7 protein-coding genes are annotated in these 16,154 nt (G+C 71.2%); 3 read left to right on the forward strand and 4 right to left on the reverse strand.

All coding sequences use genetic code 11. The features are described from left to right. Positions 1–120: 120 nt before the first annotated feature. The gene (locus WMF34_RS28190) at positions 121–651 is read right to left on the reverse strand and encodes a GNAT family N-acetyltransferase (protein ID WP_437989729.1); all 531 of its coding nucleotides are present in this window, start codon (positions 649–651) and stop codon (positions 121–123) included. Between the two features lie 1,005 nt (positions 652–1,656). On the opposite strand from WMF34_RS28190, the gene WMF34_RS28195 reads away from it, so the two are divergent. Together WMF34_RS28195 and WMF34_RS28200 are read left to right on the forward strand one after the other, a co-directional pair. Further along, entirely contained in the window at positions 1,657–4,326 is a 2,670-nt protein-coding gene (locus tag WMF34_RS28195) for a collagen-like triple helix repeat-containing protein (RefSeq protein ID WP_437989730.1), read from the forward strand. An 841-nt stretch (positions 4,327–5,167) separates the two neighbouring features. After that, complete coding sequence (locus tag WMF34_RS28200; RefSeq protein ID WP_437989731.1) at positions 5,168–6,391, forward strand: glycosyltransferase; 1,224 nt, start codon at positions 5,168–5,170, stop codon at positions 6,389–6,391. Between the two features lie 123 nt (positions 6,392–6,514). On the opposite strand, the gene WMF34_RS28205 is transcribed toward WMF34_RS28200, so the two are convergent. Both WMF34_RS28205 and WMF34_RS28210 read right to left on the reverse strand, forming a co-directional pair. Next, entirely contained in the window at positions 6,515–7,621 is a 1,107-nt protein-coding gene (locus WMF34_RS28205) for a serine/threonine-protein kinase (protein ID WP_437989732.1), read from the reverse strand. Between the two features lie 422 nt (positions 7,622–8,043). Then, the gene (locus WMF34_RS28210; RefSeq protein WP_437989733.1) at positions 8,044–12,897 is read right to left on the reverse strand and encodes a hypothetical protein; all 4,854 of its coding nucleotides are present in this window, start codon (positions 12,895–12,897) and stop codon (positions 8,044–8,046) included. Positions 12,898–13,426: 529 nt separating this feature from the next. Here WMF34_RS28210 and WMF34_RS28215 point away from each other — a divergent pair. Next, positions 13,427–13,948 (forward strand): hypothetical protein, encoded by a 522-nt coding sequence (locus tag WMF34_RS28215; RefSeq protein WP_437989734.1) that lies wholly within the window; start codon positions 13,427–13,429, stop codon positions 13,946–13,948. A gap of 33 nt (positions 13,949–13,981) precedes the next feature. Here the strand turns inward: WMF34_RS28215 and WMF34_RS28220 are convergent, their stop codons facing one another. Beyond that, positions 13,982–15,544 carry a hypothetical protein gene (locus tag WMF34_RS28220; RefSeq protein ID WP_437989735.1) on the reverse strand — a complete coding sequence of 521 codons (1,563 nt, stop codon included), beginning with the start codon at positions 15,542–15,544 and terminating at the stop codon, positions 13,982–13,984. Positions 15,545–16,154 lie beyond the last annotated feature (610 nt).

Here is a 16,154-nt window from a genome sequence, read left to right on the forward strand (position 1 = left end):
CTTCGACCTTAAACGTGTGGGTGTGCGCAGATGGCGGCAAACCGAGGCCCGGGACTAGGCTACAGTCCCGGGTCTCACCTATTTCAGGGGCCTCCGGGTCGGGGGAAGGGCGCCGGCGGCTCAGGCCTTCAGGAGGAGCTCGAACCCTTCGGCCGCGAGCCCCTTGAACACGGTCGGCCCCGTCCGGCGGAATCCTAGCTTCTCCAGCACCCTGACCGACGCGACGTTCTCGAGCATCGCGTGCGCGACGAGGCGTGAGAGCCGGAGCTCCTCGACCGCGTACCGGATGCACGCGGCGGCCGCCTCCGTGGCGTAGCCTCTGCCCCAGTGCTTGCGGAAGAAGCGGTACCCGAGGTCCGCGACATCGAGGTCGTCGTGCCACCTGAGGCCGCACCAGCCTAGCTTTTCCGCCGTCTTCCGGTCCGAGACGATGAACCGGCCCATGCGGAAGTCCTCGAACTGGCGCGCGAGCCGCGCGACGACCGCGCGCGCCTCGTCCTCGCACGCGAACGCGGTATCGCCGGTGTAGCGGACCACTTCGGGATCCGAGTTCAGCTCCATCATGAACGGGACGTCCGACCGCCGGTGGGGGCGGAGGCGCAGGCGCTCCGTCAAGAGGAGGGCGTCGTCGTCGGTGTCGAGGCCGGGCACCCGGCGATCTTACCCTGTCCGCCGCGACGGCGCAGCGTTCGCGCATCACGGGGCGCCGGCGCGCATCGTTCTGACGCGCACCGGCAGGCGGGCCGAGGGGCGCACGCCACACGCGTCCGGCGCTCCTGAGGCCATGTCGGACGCGCCTGAGGCCATGTCGGACGCTCCTGAGGCCATGTCGGACGCGCCTGAGGCCATGTCGGACGCGCCTGAGGCCATGTCGGACGCGCCTGAGGCCATGTCGGACGCGCCTGAGGCCATGTCGGGCGCTCCTGAATCGGCACCGGATGTTCCAGCGAAGCCGTGCTGCGGCGGCTTGACGAGCGCACGCGTGCTCGCCGCGCCGGCCCATCGGGGCGCGCCGAGCGCCGCCTCGCCGAGCGCCGTGTTCGCCATTTCCTGTCGCGTGCGCGGCCGTCTCCTGATTCTCGCGTTGGTGCTCCCTTCGCGCCATTGCGTGCCCCCATGCGCGAGCTGCTGTCTTTCCACGCGTTCGCCCCGCTCTGCCCTCGATGCCTGCAAATACCCCGGCTTTGCATGCGGGCGCGGCCTTCCCCCGGCGCGAGCGCGGATCAACGCCGATTGCTCGACACGGGTCGCGGCTGTCAACCCCTCCTCAGGGGCTTGGTGAACCGCCCCCATTAACTTAGGATCGCTCCAGACACAGCGGGTTGGCAACTGGAGCCTTCGAGCGCTGGCTGCACCTGGTCACGCCCGCGTCGTGGCGTGGCGTGTCGGGTGCCGCATCGACGAATCGCCCTGACTTTTCGTGCCGGCAATTGGTGGGACTCTCATCGAGAAGTCGGTGCGGGGCACGGGCGGAGATCCGTCCCGGAGTCGGCCTTCGCCCGAATCACTCGCCTGCTGGGCTCCACCTCATCTGAACGCGGCTGTCTGCGGGGTCGAGCGCATTGAAGCTCGGAATCGATAGAAAGGCGGAGTCACATGCGAAAGTATCGAGCGAGTGCGGTTTCTGCTGGAATCCTCGCCGGGTTTGCCGGAGTGATGGCCAGCGCAGGCGCGAGCTGGGCCGGCGATTCGCGAGACGTCAAGGCGGAGGCCGGTGCGTCCGACGAGGTCGGGCACCACGTGCCCGGCAAGGGCAAGGGGTTCGTGGGACAGCAGTATCAGCAGTATCAGAAGGGGGAGCGCGGTCCCCAGGGGCCCATGGGGCAGCGGGGGCCCGCTGGGCCGCAGGGCGAGCGCGGTCCGCAGGGGCCGCAGGGGCCCAAGGGTGAGCGCGGCGAGCCCGGCCCGCAGGGGCCGGCAGGCACCGCAGGCGCCGCGGGGCTCATCGGTCCCCAGGGCCTCCAGGGCTTCAAGGGCGTCGACGGCGCGCGCGGTCCCCAGGGGCCGCAGGGGCCCAAGGGCGAGCGCGGCGAGCCCGGTCCGCAGGGGCCGGCGGGCACCGCGGGGCTCATCGGTCCCCAGGGCCTCCAGGGCTTCAAGGGCGTTGACGGCGCGCGCGGTCCGCAGGGACCCAAGGGCGAGCGCGGCGAGCGCGGTCCGCAGGGGCCGGCGGGCACCGCGGGGCTCATCGGTCCCCAGGGCCTCCAGGGCCTCCAGGGCTTCAAGGGCGTCGACGGCGCGCGCGGTCCGCAGGGACCCGCGGGACCCATGGGGCCCAAGGGCGAGATGGGTCCTCAGGGGCCGGCGGGGCACACCGGCCTCCAGGGCCTCAAGGGCGTCGACGGCGCGCGTGGTCCGCAGGGGCCCGCGGGACCCATGGGGCCCAAGGGCGAGCGCGGCGAGCCGGGCCGGCAGGGGCCGGCAGGCACCGCGGGGCTCATCGGTCCCCAGGGCCTCCAGGGCCTCAAGGGCGTCGACGGCGCGCGCGGTCCGCAGGGACCCGCGGGACTCATGGGGCCCAAGGGCGAGATGGGTCCTCAGGGGCCGGCGGGGCACACCGGCCTCCAGGGCCTCAAGGGCGCTGACGGCGCGCGTGGTCCTCAGGGGCCGGTAGGGCCCAAGGGCGAGATGGGTCCTCAGGGGCCGGTAGGGCCCAAGGGCGAGATGGGTCCTCGGGGGCCGGTAGGCCCCAAGGGCGTTGACGGCGCGCGCGGTCCGCAGGGGCCGGCAGGGCCCAAGGGCGAGCGTGGCGAGCCCGGCCCCCAGGGCCTCGCAGGGCACGTCGGTCCTCAGGGCCTCCAGGGCCTCAAGGGCGTCGACGGCGCTCCGGGCCTCAAGGGCGCTGATGGCGCGCGTGGTCCTCAGGGTCCCGCTGGACCCAAGGGTGAGGTCGGTCCTCAGGGGCCCATGGGACCCAAGGGCGAGCGCGGCGAGCGTGGCCCCGCGGGCATCGTCGGTCCTCAGGGCCTCCAGGGCCTCAAGGGCGCCGACGGCGCTCACGGCCTCAAGGGCGCCGACGGCGCTCCGGGCCTCAAGGGCGCTGACGGCGCGCGCGGTCCGCAGGGTCCCGCTGGACCCAAGGGTGAGGTCGGTCCTCAGGGGCCCATGGGACCCAAGGGCGAGCGCGGCGAGCGCGGCGAGCGTGGCCCCGCGGGCATCGTCGGTCCTCAGGGCCTTCAGGGCCTCAAGGGCGCCGACGGCGCTCACGGCCTCAAGGGCGCCGACGGCGCTCCGGGCCTCAAGGGCGCTGACGGCGCGCGCGGTCCGCAGGGTCCCGCTGGACCCAAGGGTGAGGTCGGTCCTCAGGGGCCCATGGGACCCAAGGGCGAGCGCGGCGAGCGCGGTGAGCGCGGCCCCGCGGGCATCGTCGGTCCTCAGGGCCTCCAGGGCCTCAAGGGCGTCGACGGCGCTCACGGCCTCAAGGGCGCCGACGGCGCGCGCGGTCCGCAGGGTCCCGCTGGACCCAAGGGTGAGGTCGGTCCCCAGGGGCCGGCCGGACCCAAGGGCGAGCGCGGCGAGCGCGGCCCCGCGGGCACCGTCGGTCCTCAGGGCCTCCAGGGCCTCAAGGGCGTCGACGGCGCTCACGGCCTCAAGGGCGCCGACGGCGCGCGCGGTCCGCAGGGTCCCGCTGGACCCAAGGGTGAGGTCGGTCCCCAGGGGCCGACCGGACCCAAGGGCGAGCGCGGCGAGCGCGGCCCCGCGGGCATCGTCGGTCCTCAGGGCCTCCAGGGCCTCAAGGGCGTCGACGGCGCTCACGGCCTCAAGGGCGCCGACGGCGCGCGCGGTCCGCAGGGTCCCGCTGGACCCAAGGGTGAGGTCGGTCCCCAGGGGCCGGCCGGACCCAAGGGCGAGCGCGGCGAGCGCGGCGAGCGTGGCGAGCGCGGCCCCGCGGGCATCGTCGGTCCTCAGGGCCTCCAGGGCCTCAAGGGCATCGACGGCGCTCACGGCCTCAAGGGCGCCGACGGCGCGCGCGGTCCTCAGGGCCTCGCTGGACCCAAGGGCGAGCGTGGCCCCCAGGGGCCGGCCGGAGCGCCTGGGCTCGTGAAGATCCGCGTGGTCTCCGTGACGCGCGAGGCGTCGCCCACGAGCGCGTTCGTCAACGTCAAGGCGCTCTGCGACGCGGGTGAAGTCGTGCTCAGCGGCGGATTCTCGATCTCCGGCGGCGCCCAGGCGACGAGCAGGGTTGTCGAGAACTCGCCGTTCGAGCCCACCGAAGGCCGCGCGGGCTGGACATCGACCGCCGTGTTCGAGAGCGGCTTCGGCAAGAAGGCGCAGACGGTGTCGCTGACCACCTTCGCCGTGTGCGCCGAGCTGTCCGAGCGCTGATCCCGAAAGACCGGCGGGCCATGCTCGCGTGAGCACGAGCCCATCTCTCGAGCAGCTGTCCCCCGCCCCTCCACCGTCACCTCGAGGGCGGGGGACAGCTGGCTCCGCACCTCACCGGGTGCTCCCCACACGCCGCACGCCGCACCGCGGCACACCGTGCCATCGCCGCACAGCCCCCCACCTGCCGCCCCGCCTGCACAGACCACCGCGGTCCGCCCGTGCTCCCCAGGAGCACGATCCGCGACGTCGCCGGGCCCAGTCGCAGCCCTCCCCTGAACCCCTTACACCGCCGGATCCGCGGCCCGCGGTCACCAGGGACACCATCACCCGTACACTCACCCACAAAAGACGACACCCCTCACCGTCGCGGCATCGGGGGTGCAGATGTCCCGCCGGCACGCGTGAGGCAGCTTGCACGCTTTTCGCATGAATTCCTGCCGGTGGCCTTCGTGAACAACGGACTCTTCCACGCTCCGAAAAAAATGCGCGGCTTCCGGCATTTCTACCGGAACATCGGCGTGGCATCGCTGCTGTCCTGGATCAGGGAGAGCCGCCCTGGCACGCACGCGAAGCCGCCGCGACGCCATTTGTCACAGCTGTTGCCATCTGCCACAGGCGCGATCGCACGTAGTCACCGGACGGGCCGATGAAGACATCCCCTCACGTCAATCCAGCGTTACCCAGCATATCGAGGAGACACACAGAGAAATCTCCTCGCTCCGTAGATGCTGTGGTAATTTGCCCCCCTGGGGACGCGGACACGAAGGAGGGGTTTCTCTCAGGTCGGACCACATGCGCCCGAAGCGCACCCCAGAGGGGAACCATGAGCATAGATTACGATATGAAGACCACCGAGCATGCGACGATGACCGGAGCACGCCACGACCGTCTCGTGATCGCACACGTACTGAACTCCTTCCAGGTGGGCGGCGCCGAGCAGGTCGTGGTGGATCTGGCCGCGCTGCAGCGCGCCGCGGGACATGAGGTGATGGTGGTGGGCATCGAGACGAACCCCGACGGGCCGCGCGCGGCGCAGCTCCGGGAGCGCGACGTCGCGGTGCACATGCTGCCGAAGCGCTCCGGCTTCGACCTCAAGCTCCCCGGGAAGCTCGCGGCGTTCTTCGCCAAGCACGGTGTCTCGATCGTGCACTCGCACAATCAGCTGCCGCTCATCTACGCCACGGCCGCAGGCCGGCTGCACCGTGTGCCTGTGTGCCACACGCTGCACGGCGCCATGTTCGATCAGGGGCGCAGGGCGTGGCTGCGGCACATGGCCGCCAGGCTCGCCGACGCGCACGTGGCCGTGTCGCAGTCCACGGCCGACTTCATGCTGAAGCACAAAGAGGTACCGAGCTCGAAGCTTCATGTGGTCTTGAATGGAATCGACCTCTCCCGTTTCAGGCCGGACGCCGCGGCCCGGCACCGCATCCGGGCCGAGCTCGGGATCCCCCAGGACGCGTGGGTCGCCGGGGCGGTCGGCCGCCTGTCGCAGGTCAAGAACCACGCGCTCCTGCTCCGCGCGGCCGCGGCCGCGGGGATCCTGGCGGGCGACTCGGACAACGCGCGCCTCCTCCTGGTCGGAGACGGGCCGGAAGCCGCCTCGCTGCGCGCCCTCGCCGAAGAGCTCGGCATCAGCGACCGCGTCGTCTTCGCGGGCGAGCGGCACGACGTGCCGGGGCTGCTCGCCGCGAGCGACGTCTTCGTCCTGTCGTCGAAGTCCGAGGGTCTGCCGCTCTCCATGGTGGAGGCGATGGCCACGGGGTTGCCGGTGGTCTCGACCGCCGTGGGCGGCATCCCTGCCCTGATCGCCGACGGGGAGACGGGCTTCCTCGTGCCGTCGGACGACGAGGGCGCGCTCGCCGCCAAGCTCGGCGCGCTCAAGGGGGATCCCGTGCAGTCCGCGGCGATGGGCAAGCGCGGAAGGAAGCTCGCGCTGCGGCGCTACTCGGCCGAACGCATGATGGCGAGCTACATGGATATCTACGAGACCCTCCTCGCCCGGCGCGAGTCGGAGCGGCGAGGCGTGCTGCGGCCGAGCGAGCTGCTCGCAGGCCTGAGCGCATAACCCAGCGAGCTGCTCGCAGGCTCGCCCCCCATCACCCGGCCACACACCCAGGGCGAAACGCACACGGCGCGGCAAGCGCGTCGCCCGCCGCCGGGGGCAGGCCGTCGCTGCCTCTGGCTCGCTTCACGGCACGCGAGGGATCGTCGAGCGCGCGCGCGCGTTCGCCGCGAGCGACGGCGGCGACGAGAGCGCCGCCGCCCGGGAGAGCCGCGCCTGGGGACGACCCGAAGGCGGCCGTTCGTCCAGCGCGCGGGGGTCGCGCAGGTCCGTCGCCGGCGCGAGCGTGCTCCGGGGCGGCGGCACCAGCGTGCTCCGGGGCGGCGGCACCAGCGTGCTCCGGGGTGGCGCGAGCGCGAGCGCGGCATGCGCCTCGCGCACAGCGGCCAGCATCGACCGCGCATCCGGCCAGCGATCCGCCTGCGCGAACTCGAGCGCGCGGTCCACCACCCGCACCACGGCCGGAAGCATCGACGGCGCGATCCGCCCGAGCGACGGAATCGGGCAGGTCATCCTCAGGAAGAAGAGCTCGTTGACGGTCGGCGCCTCCTGGACGTATCGGTCCGTCAGCAGCGAGAACATCGTCGCGCCCAGCGCCCAGAGGTCCGTCCGCGCATCGACGAGATCCCACCGCGCGCGGGCCTGCTCGGGCGGCATGTATGCCGGCGTGCCCATCGCGCGGAGCCCCACGAGGGAGGTTTGCCCCGAGGGGGCTCGCAGGCGCGCGATGCCGAAATCGAGGATCTTCACCCCGCACTCTCGCGTGAGGAAGATGTTGTCAGGCTTCAGATCCCGGTGAACGACGCCCCTCGCGTGCGCGGCCTCGAGCACCTCCAGGATCTGCTCGCTCACGGAGAGGACCTCGGCCGGCGGGAGCGGGCCCCTCTGCGCCTTCCAGCGCTGGAGGAGGCTCTCTCCCTCGAGGAGCTCCATCACGAGGAACGGCGATCCATCCTCGGTCACGTCGTCCGCGATCACCGCGACGACCCCCGGGTGATCGAGGGTCTGCGCGATGGCCTTCTCGCGGAGGAACCGCGCGCGATCGCCCCGATCCCTCGCCCGCTCGGGGTGCAGCAGCTTGATCGCGGCCCGCTGGCCCTTCCGGTGCGTCGCGGCATAGACGGCCGCCATCCCGCCGAGGCCGATCAGCGCGTCCAGCCGCCACGCGCCGTTGAGCGACGTTCCCACCCGCGCCTGCGCTCTCTGGACGTGCGTGACATTCTCGAACTCCATCGCTGGTCCTCTCCGTACCTCGAGCCAACGGCGCTCCCGGCGCTCGCGGCGCAGGAGAGCCACTCTGCTCTGCGTTTCCCGTGTCCCGGCGGCGGCGCTACGATCGAATCCGCGCGCCACGACGGCAGGCCCGGGTTGCAGCTCGTCGGCACCACGACCCGCCCGGCCGTCCTGCGTCACCGACACAGGAGCCGCATGGGGTGGGCGCTCTCCAGCAACACGTCATTTCATGGAAAAGTTCAGCAAAACCCGAGCCACGCCGGCGCACCTGGAGCGCCGCGGTGAACGCGCGACCGCGTGGGGCGAATCGCCCCCATGCGGCAAGATGCCCCGACCCTCGTGGTGTCACCGGGCCTCCGCCTCGTCCTCGTGAGGCTGCCCTCGGATGTGCTCGGATGTGCTCGGAATCGTGAGGTCTGGGTTCAGTGGAGGCCCTTCATCGTCGGGTCACCCAGCTTGAACGCCGCCAGCGCTTGCCGGATGAAGGCTGGCACCGAGAGGTAGCTCTCGAGCGCGCCGCAAGCGCGGTTCGAGGAGCACGTGCACTCGTAGAAATCGCTGAAATCGTCGTCGTCCGCGTCGGCGTCCGCCTTGCAGCCGTCCACGCCTTCCCGCAGGACCTCGCCGTCGTCCGCGATGGCGGCGATCGTCGGATCCCACCGCACGATCGGCTGCCCGGTCTCCGGGTTCGGCTTCACCTTGTGCCAGTCCGCCTTGCCGTCGCCGTCGAGGTCGGGCCCCGGCTCGGTGACATACGCCTTGGCCAGGAGCTCATTGCCGTACTCCAGGACGCGCGCGCCGATGCCCTTCTGCACGACCTTGCCAAAGACGGTCTCGGTCCCGTAGGTCTTCGCCACAAACACCTTCCCGGACGGGTGGTGGAGCTCGATCCGGTCCGGGAAGCCGGGATCGGCGTCTGCCCCGGCCTCCCAGACGTGCATCATGTCCAGCCACTTCTGCTTCTGGTTCTCGGGCAAATAGAGCAGGGTCCACGCGATGAGGAACTTCTGCTGCTCCCAGCCGATCTGCGGATCGAGGATGGCGACCTTGGCCGGGGCCCGCGGGTTCCACGGCGCGCTGTCGGGCGCGCCATAGGAGCTGCAGACGATGCTCCCGGCCGCGGGGAAGCAGCTCTCCGGCCCGCTCTCGGCCCACCACGAGGTCCAGCCGAGCGCGCCGGCCGGATACCCGCTCGCGTCCCGGACCGGCCGGCCGCGCTGATCCGCCTCGACGCGCACGCCCTTGAGGGCGTCGTCGCCCGTGAGGTTGTTGGCGAGCCAGCGGCGGTACCCTTCCGGGAAGACGTCGGCGAGCGAGACCGCCCGGTAGCGCGCGTCGAGGAAGTCGTGCCGCGAGTCGCTGATGAAGTTGTCGACCGACTCGGTCATCAGCATCGACACCCACGCCTTGTCGTAATAGGCCCCGGCGTTCATCGTGTACGACGAGTCGTACTCGCCCTTGTCCGCCGCGAGCGCGTTCTCGAGCGGCTTGCCCCCGACGGCGATGTCACCGAAATAGCCCGTCGCGCCGTTCGGGACGACCACCAGCGGTTCCCCTGGATCACCGAAGACATCGCTCGATGACCGGAGGACGGTGTCCCCGTCCGGCAGGAAGTGCTCACCCGGCTGCGGGCGCGCCATCTGGAGCGCGAAGTGATCGAACGCGATCCCGGCCGCGAGGGTGTTCTCCTTGAAGAGGCTGTTCGCGGCCTGGACCCAGAACGTGTCGAAATCGTAGCCGCGGTCCAGCGCGAACTCGCGGTAGATGTTCATGATGAGCCCGAGGCCCTTCGCGCCGTCGCGCATCTTCGCGTTGTACCGGTTCAGGGTCCGCTCCGACGCCGCGCGCACGCTGAAGGCCTGCCGGCCGCGGCGGTAGTTGTCGAAGATGTGGTTCACCTCCTGCTGCGTGACGAAGAAATTGAAGAGCTCGTACGCGTCCGCGCCGTTGTCGTGCCGGTACACGCTCAGGTTGCCGAGGTCGGCCCACCGGTCGGTCGCGAAGCCGTAGGGCAGGCGGGTCCGCCCCGCCGGGTCCACCGAGGGCCCCTTCACGTCCTTCGGCGTCTCCAGCGCGCGCCAGGTGACATAATCGACCTTCTGCTGCCGGCACCGCGTGGTCTTGCCGTCGATCGACACGAGCAGGCCGTCGAGCAAGGGGTGCCAGACGCCGTCCAGCTCCTCGTCCCAGTCCGAGGGCACGTACGCGCTCGGGTCGACCTCGACGCAGCTGCGCGGCGTGATCAGGTCGTACTTGCTCTGCAGCTCGGAGTAATGGATATCCTCGTCGTCGTACTCGGGCTGGATGCCGAGGACGCCGCCGAAATCGTCGATCTTCGCGAGCACGCCCTTGCCGCGCGGGGTGGTCGCCTTGTAGCTCGGGTCGGCGTGCACGGCGACGGCATCGCCGTAGAACAGGCGGACCGCGGCGAAATCATAGGCGCCGAGCCCGATGAGGTCCTGCGTGGGCTCGCCGGCGTAATCCATCGTCGACGACTGCATGAACATCCAGATCAGGTTCTTCCGCTCGTTCTCGGTGACGGGGTCGTAATACCTCGGCCCGACGCAGGCCTCGCCGTCCTCCGAGAGCGTCTCGCACCGCGTCTTCACCCGTCCATTGCTCGTGCGGAGCTGCCAGTACTGCGGCCGGTAGCCCCAGGCGTCGGAGGAGCTCACGAAATTGTGCCGCAGCCCGACGGAATGGCCCATCTCGTGGAGGATCACCGAGGTGTGCGCCCGCTGCGCGAGGTAGCGCCGCATGGCCTCGGCGCGCCGCGCCTTCTGCGCGGCGTCCCCCTCGCCGAAGCGCCCGTGCTTGCTCGCGAATTTCTCCTCGAGGAGGTCCGCCAGGTCGGCGGTCGCGAGCGGCGCCGGCGCCTCGTGCATCACGCACGCGCCGCGCTCGGCGAGCGCGATCTCCTTCAGGTTCGCGAGCTCGCGCCGCACGCTCGGGTTCGCCCCTCGGAGCGGCGACGCGAAGCGCATCACCTCGTCCGTGAGCGGCAGCCCCTCGACGCCGGTGAGCTGCTGGATCGCCTTCGTCGTGAGCTCGGCCTCGAGCTCGGAGCCCGCCGCGGCCCTGCGGCGCGCCTCGTAGACCCCGCGCATGCTGTCGGGCGCCGTGGCGTCGGCCGCGATGCCGCGCACCTCCTTCGAGAGCCGCCGGAGGCTCTCGCGCAGCGCCGGGTTCTGCGCCATCTGGCCGGTGCCCTCGGAGACGGCCGCCTCGTCCACCCCGGCGGACCGGGCGATCCGCCGCCCGAGCTCCTCCCGCGTCAGCCGCGGCAGCGCGCCGCCCCTCGACGCGCCCTCGCTCGCCTGCGCCCAGTCCCGGACGTAATCGCCGTCGGTCACGTCTTCGGTCTTGAGCTCTCCCTTGATGTAGCGGGCCGTGTCCACGACGCCCTGGCTCCAGATGTCGCTGACGTGGGTCCAGACATTGATGCTCGCCGCGACCTTCTCGCCGGTGAGCGGGTCTTCCGAGTCGCTGTAGATGCCCCAGGCGGAGGGCGATTGCGGCGCCTCGAAGTTGTTGATCTGGTGATAGCGCAGGTCGCCGATCCGCGCGTTCAGCGCCTCGCGGCACGCCCCCATCAGCGCGGGGTCCCGCCCTGCTTCCTTGCGGCGCTCGTCGCTGCACATCTTGGCGGTCACGCCCGCCGGGAGCCGCGGACCGCCGCACGCCTCGGGGTCGGCCGCCTCGACGGGGCTGTGACAGAGCACGATCATCTCGGGCATCTTCGCGAGCGCGATGACGCCCCTCGAGTACCCGCGCCGCGCGCCGATCTCGTCGGCGAGGGCCTCGCAGGGCTGCCCCTCGCGCGCCGCGCCGCGCCGGCACGCGTCGACCTCGCGCGAGAGCGCGATGGCGTCGGCGTCATCGTCCATCTGCCCGTCGTAGACAGGGAACGTTTCGCCGCAGCGCGCCGCGTCCCCGTGCGTCCGGACGCACTCGGCGTACTTGGCGGTGACGACGGCGCTGCGCAGGGCGACGTCCCACTCGTGGGCCGCCATGTCCGTGGCGACGAAATAGTCGGGGTTGCTGCCCGAGGTCACGTACCACGCCTGCGGCACGGCCTCGCGCCGCTGGTAGGGCAGGGTGCACCGTTGCTTGAAGGTGTCGCACCGCGAGCCGGGCCCCACCGCCTCCATCCCGCCATCCCGGGCCATCAAGGCCCCGGTGACGGCCTCGCACTCGTCCTCGGTCCCGTTCCTGTCCTGGTCGCGGTGCGGATCGGCGCCGGCGGGGGTGGTCTCGGGGGTGAAGCACGGGATCTCGCCCGTCATGCCCTCTGGATCGTCGTAGTAGTGGCTGCGTTCCCAGATGTTGTAACGGGAGATCATGCGGTGCCACTTGGCGTCGCTCATACCGTAGTTGCGGGCGTAGCCGAAGCGCTCTCGCACGAAGGCGCCGAACGCCCGGAACCGGTACCCGTCCCACTCGGCCGGCTCGTAGTCCCGATCGACGACGCGCCGGAACGACTGCCGGAGGGTGATCTCGACGGGGTTGCACGATCCGACCGGCGCGGTGCCGCCCGCGAAGTCCGTGTCGAGCATGCAGGCCGGGAAGCTGTCGATGCCCCACCCGAGGTGGCTGAGATCGACGAGCTGGGGCACCGCGAAGGCCTTGTTGGTGACGTCGAAATACCCCTCCTCGGGGTCGAAATGGGGCGCGTCGGGGTGGCTCGGGTCGCTGACGTAGTAGGAGAGCGGCTCGTACTGCACGCCGCCGTAGACGCCGATGAGCGACAGCGTGTCGAAGTCGTAGGAGTCGACGTTCAGGTTCTTCGACCAGTCGACCCGCATGTACTCGCGCTCATACCATGGACGGTCGGTCGTATTTTCGACGATGACGTTGCTCTCTTCCCCCGTCGCTCGGTTGTAATCGCGCTGGACGTCGAAGTGGGAGAGGATCTTGTAGGCGACGACCACGACGCCATCGTCCGTGGCGGCGCCGGCGCCCTTGCCGTCGCTGTCGTTCACGCGCTCGTAGGTGAGGCGCCCGAGCAGGAGGTCTTCCTGGATGACCCACTTGATGCGCGCGACATCGGCCTGAGCGTACGAGGAGGAGAAGAGCCCGTCCTGCGAGGCGCCGTAGCCCACGTCGACCACCGTGGTCCGCGCCCAGAACTCGGGATCGTCCTCCCTGCTCTGCAGATCGGCGCCGACGAAGAACGATTTCGCCAGCGCGTTCGCCTGAACCTGGCTGATGGCCGGCCGCTCCTCGGCGCAGCCCGCGATCGAGCATACCGCTGCCGCGAGCAATGCCTGTCTCACAATCCACCTCATCGCAGAGTCCTCCTCTGGCAGCTCGGTCCCGAGCGCGCATGCCCCCATGAGAACCTCGACCCGAGTCGCCGCGACGACCGCCCCGGTCGCGCGGGGGGCGTGCCTGCTCGCCCTCGCCGGCACCGCGGCATACCACGTACCACGCGCGCCACCCTATCGCCATTCCTGGCCAATCCATGGGCATTCAATGCCTTTTCGCCTCGCGCCCCGCTCACCGCGCGGCGGCGCTGCGCCGCCGGGCGTTAGGCGATTGACGGCCGCCGCCGCCTTTTGCCGAGCTTCTCCGGACGGGGACGGATTCTGTCACGTTCAGGGCACGAAAACCGCCCCTCCACCCCACCATCGATCACCAAAGTGAACGTGAACGTGAACGTTCGGAGGTAGGAGAACGCAGCGCGAAGCTTGGTTAACGTCCAGGATGCCCCCGGCGGCTCGGCGCGACCATCTCTCCCGTCACCCCTCGCCTCGCTCGCGAGGCTGCGGTATTCGACCACCTCACCCGATCGGGAGGACCGCAGTGCCTGACGGAGACGTCCTGCTCTCGAACACCGACGGCACCATCCTGGCGCAAGGCCCCGCCGTGCTCGTCTGCGAGTGCCGTGGCGACGGCCTCGACCTCGCCGTCCGTCGCGTCGCCGCGTTCGCGCTCGTCGCCTCGCTCGTCGTGGCGGGCATCGTGGCGGCGCGCGCGGCCCCCTTTCCCATCCTCTTCATCGCGGGGACGTGGACGGCCGGAGCCGCCGCCGCGCTGCTCGCCGTCCGCCGGCGCCGCCGGCTCCACGGGCTGTTCCGCCTCGACTTCGAGCGGCGCGAGCTCATCCAGGACGGCCGTGGCTTCCGGCGGATCCTGCCGATCCAGGCGATCGTCGGCGTCTCGACCCCGCCCGCCTCGGACACGGACGTCGACGAGCCGGGCCTCGCGCCGCGCTGGCTGCTCCTCCACCTGTCGAACGGGGAGCAGCTTCGCCTGGGCAGGGCGCCCGCCTACGCGCTCGGACCCGCGCTCGCCTTCCTCAAACGGGCCGGCGTCGAGGCGTGAGGGGCGCGCCCGCCGCCGGCCACCGCCGCGCCGTCAGGGCCTCGGCTGGCTGGGGTAGGCCGGACCGAAATCGTTGCGGACGTCGCGGACCGTCGAGAGGTACGGCGTCTTCACGGTCTCGTCCCGGTAGATCGGCCTGACGACGCACGTATCGTCGCCGCACTCCCCCGCTTCGGGGAAGATCACGTCGGCGACGAGCCAGAACCTGTCGCCCGAGTCCTCCGGAACGAACGCTACCGGCACCTCGGGGTCGTAGAAGCCGGTGGGCCCGAGGTCGGCCCCGAGCTCGCCGTTGCAGTAGATCTTGATCCGCGGGTGCACGTCGAACGACACGCTGCCGCCGAAGTAGTGCACCGCGATGCGCATCCAGCTGGCCTTGGGCGGGAAATCGACGTTGATGTTCTCGGGCGCGCAGAAGGTCGGGTCGTCCGGGTCCGTGGTGCGGTGGGCGCAGGAGATGTTGTCGAGATCGAGCCGCGGGCTGTGGCACCCCCTGCCGTGGGCGCGCCAGTCGTCCCCCACGCCGCGAGGCGCGTAGAAGCAGCTGTTGTTGGTCTCCTCCGGATCCAGGTACCAGTTCACCGGATCGGGGGGCGTCGCCGTGTCGCTGAACCACGTGATGGCCGAGCCGCCCGAGAGGCTGTCGAGCGTGCAGTTCCCGTAGCCGCACGCGGCGCTGGAGCCGCCGACCGTCCAGGGCTGCATGTTGTCCGGCTTGTGGAGGTAGAGGTCCATATCCACGCTGGCCGGCTCGTGCTCCCACTCGAGCTCGACGCGGAGGCCGCGGGCCCCGACGAACAGCGGGTAAACGCAGGTCGCGGTCTCGCCGCTCGCAAGGCTCTTCGTGTACGTGACCGTGTACTCGCCCGACTGGAGCGGCTTGAAATCGTCCGCCGGCCCCTGCCCGCCCACCGAGGGGCACGGGTTCACGCCCGGCGGGCACGTCACCGTCCACACCTCGGAGTCCGGACGCGCGTCCTCGCTGAACGAGCCGGTGCCCTCCTTCAGATCGACGGTGGCGAACGGCGCCGCCTGGAGCGGGTGGCAGCCCGCCACGTCGTTCCGGTGGCAGTCCTGGTCCGCGTGCACACCGCCGACGCAGGGGCCCCACGTGCCCGTCTCGTCGCAGATCTGGGTCCCGGGGAAGCACCCCGGGCTGCGCCGGAACGACGGATCGCCGCGGAAGCAGGAGTGCGCCTGCCCGGCGATGCACCCGCAATTCTCGTCGATCATCCCGTTGCAGTCGTCGTCCAGCCCGGCGTGATCCACGCCGAGCTCATCCACGCCGCACAGCTCCGTCGGACCGCAGGCGCTCCCGCACGGGTTGACCGTCACCGGCAAGCCCTCGTGCGCCCCTCCATCGATATCGCCGAGGAAGCCGCCGTAGCCTTCCGAGTCGCCAGGCTGGGCGGGCGCCACGCCGGCGCCCCCCGCCCCGCCGGCGCTGCCCGCCTCGTCGGCGTGCGAGCTGCCGCCCGTCGTCAGATCGAACGTGAGCCGCTTGCCTTCCGCGCTGCAGCCGGCCGCGGAACCGGCGCCCGACGCCGCGATCGCGATCACGACGGGGAGCACGGAGGAGACACGAAGACGAGACATGATACCTCCACTTGGAGACCTAGACGCGGTGTCGCGGCGGCCTGCGCCCGCTCCGCGCGACGGCGAAGCGCGCCGTTCACCAGGCACTACAGCGTGAAGCAAAGCGGATACCGGTGTCCCCAGCGCGCGCGAAAGCGCGGCTCGGGACGGCAGCTCACGAGGCCCCGACCCTCATCGAGTAACAAGGACACCTGCCATGCAGACTCAGCAGGGTGAGTCGCAGGAGGAGGACTCCCTAGCACGGACGCCGGCCGGCGATGGCCACAATGAGCCGCCTTCAGCCGGCGAGGCGCGCTCTCGCCAGATGCAGAGTCAGGCGAACCACCAACTCACCCGAGGAGTCAGAGAAATCATCCTCAGACAGATCACCACGAAGCTCGCCTTGCTGGCCGGTGTGGCGTTGCGCCTCACGGCTTCCGCGCGTGGGGCGAGGTGGCGCCGGCAGAGCTCGTGCGCTCGCGCCGGCGCGTTCGCGCGCGCTGACGTCGCGAGGCCCTGGCCATCGCGGTGATCTGGAGGCGGGTCGGGCGCGCGGCGCGCGCTTTTTAGGCGGGTCGGGCGCGCGGCGCGCGCCCTTCAGGGCAGGTCGGGCGCGCGGCGCGCGCTTTTT

Origin of the sequence: Sorangium sp. So ce145 (genome assembly GCF_051525985.1) — a bacterium.
Lineage (GTDB): Bacteria > Myxococcota_A > Polyangia > Polyangiales > Polyangiaceae > Sorangium > Sorangium cellulosum_B.

What these genes read in the sequence shown, in the direction of transcription:
- WMF34_RS28195 (WP_437989730.1), top strand. Translation starts at nt 1,657, where the DNA reads ATGGCCAGCGCAGGCGCGAGCTGGGCCGGCGATTCGCGAGACGTCAAG.
- WMF34_RS28220 (WP_437989735.1), bottom strand. Translation starts at nt 15,544, where the DNA reads ATGTCTCGTCTTCGTGTCTCCTCCGTGCTCCCCGTCGTGATCGCGATC.
- WMF34_RS28205 (WP_437989732.1), bottom strand. Translation starts at nt 7,621, where the DNA reads ATGGAGTTCGAGAATGTCACGCACGTCCAGAGAGCGCAGGCGCGGGTG.
- WMF34_RS28200 (WP_437989731.1), top strand. Translation starts at nt 5,168, where the DNA reads ATGAAGACCACCGAGCATGCGACGATGACCGGAGCACGCCACGACCGT.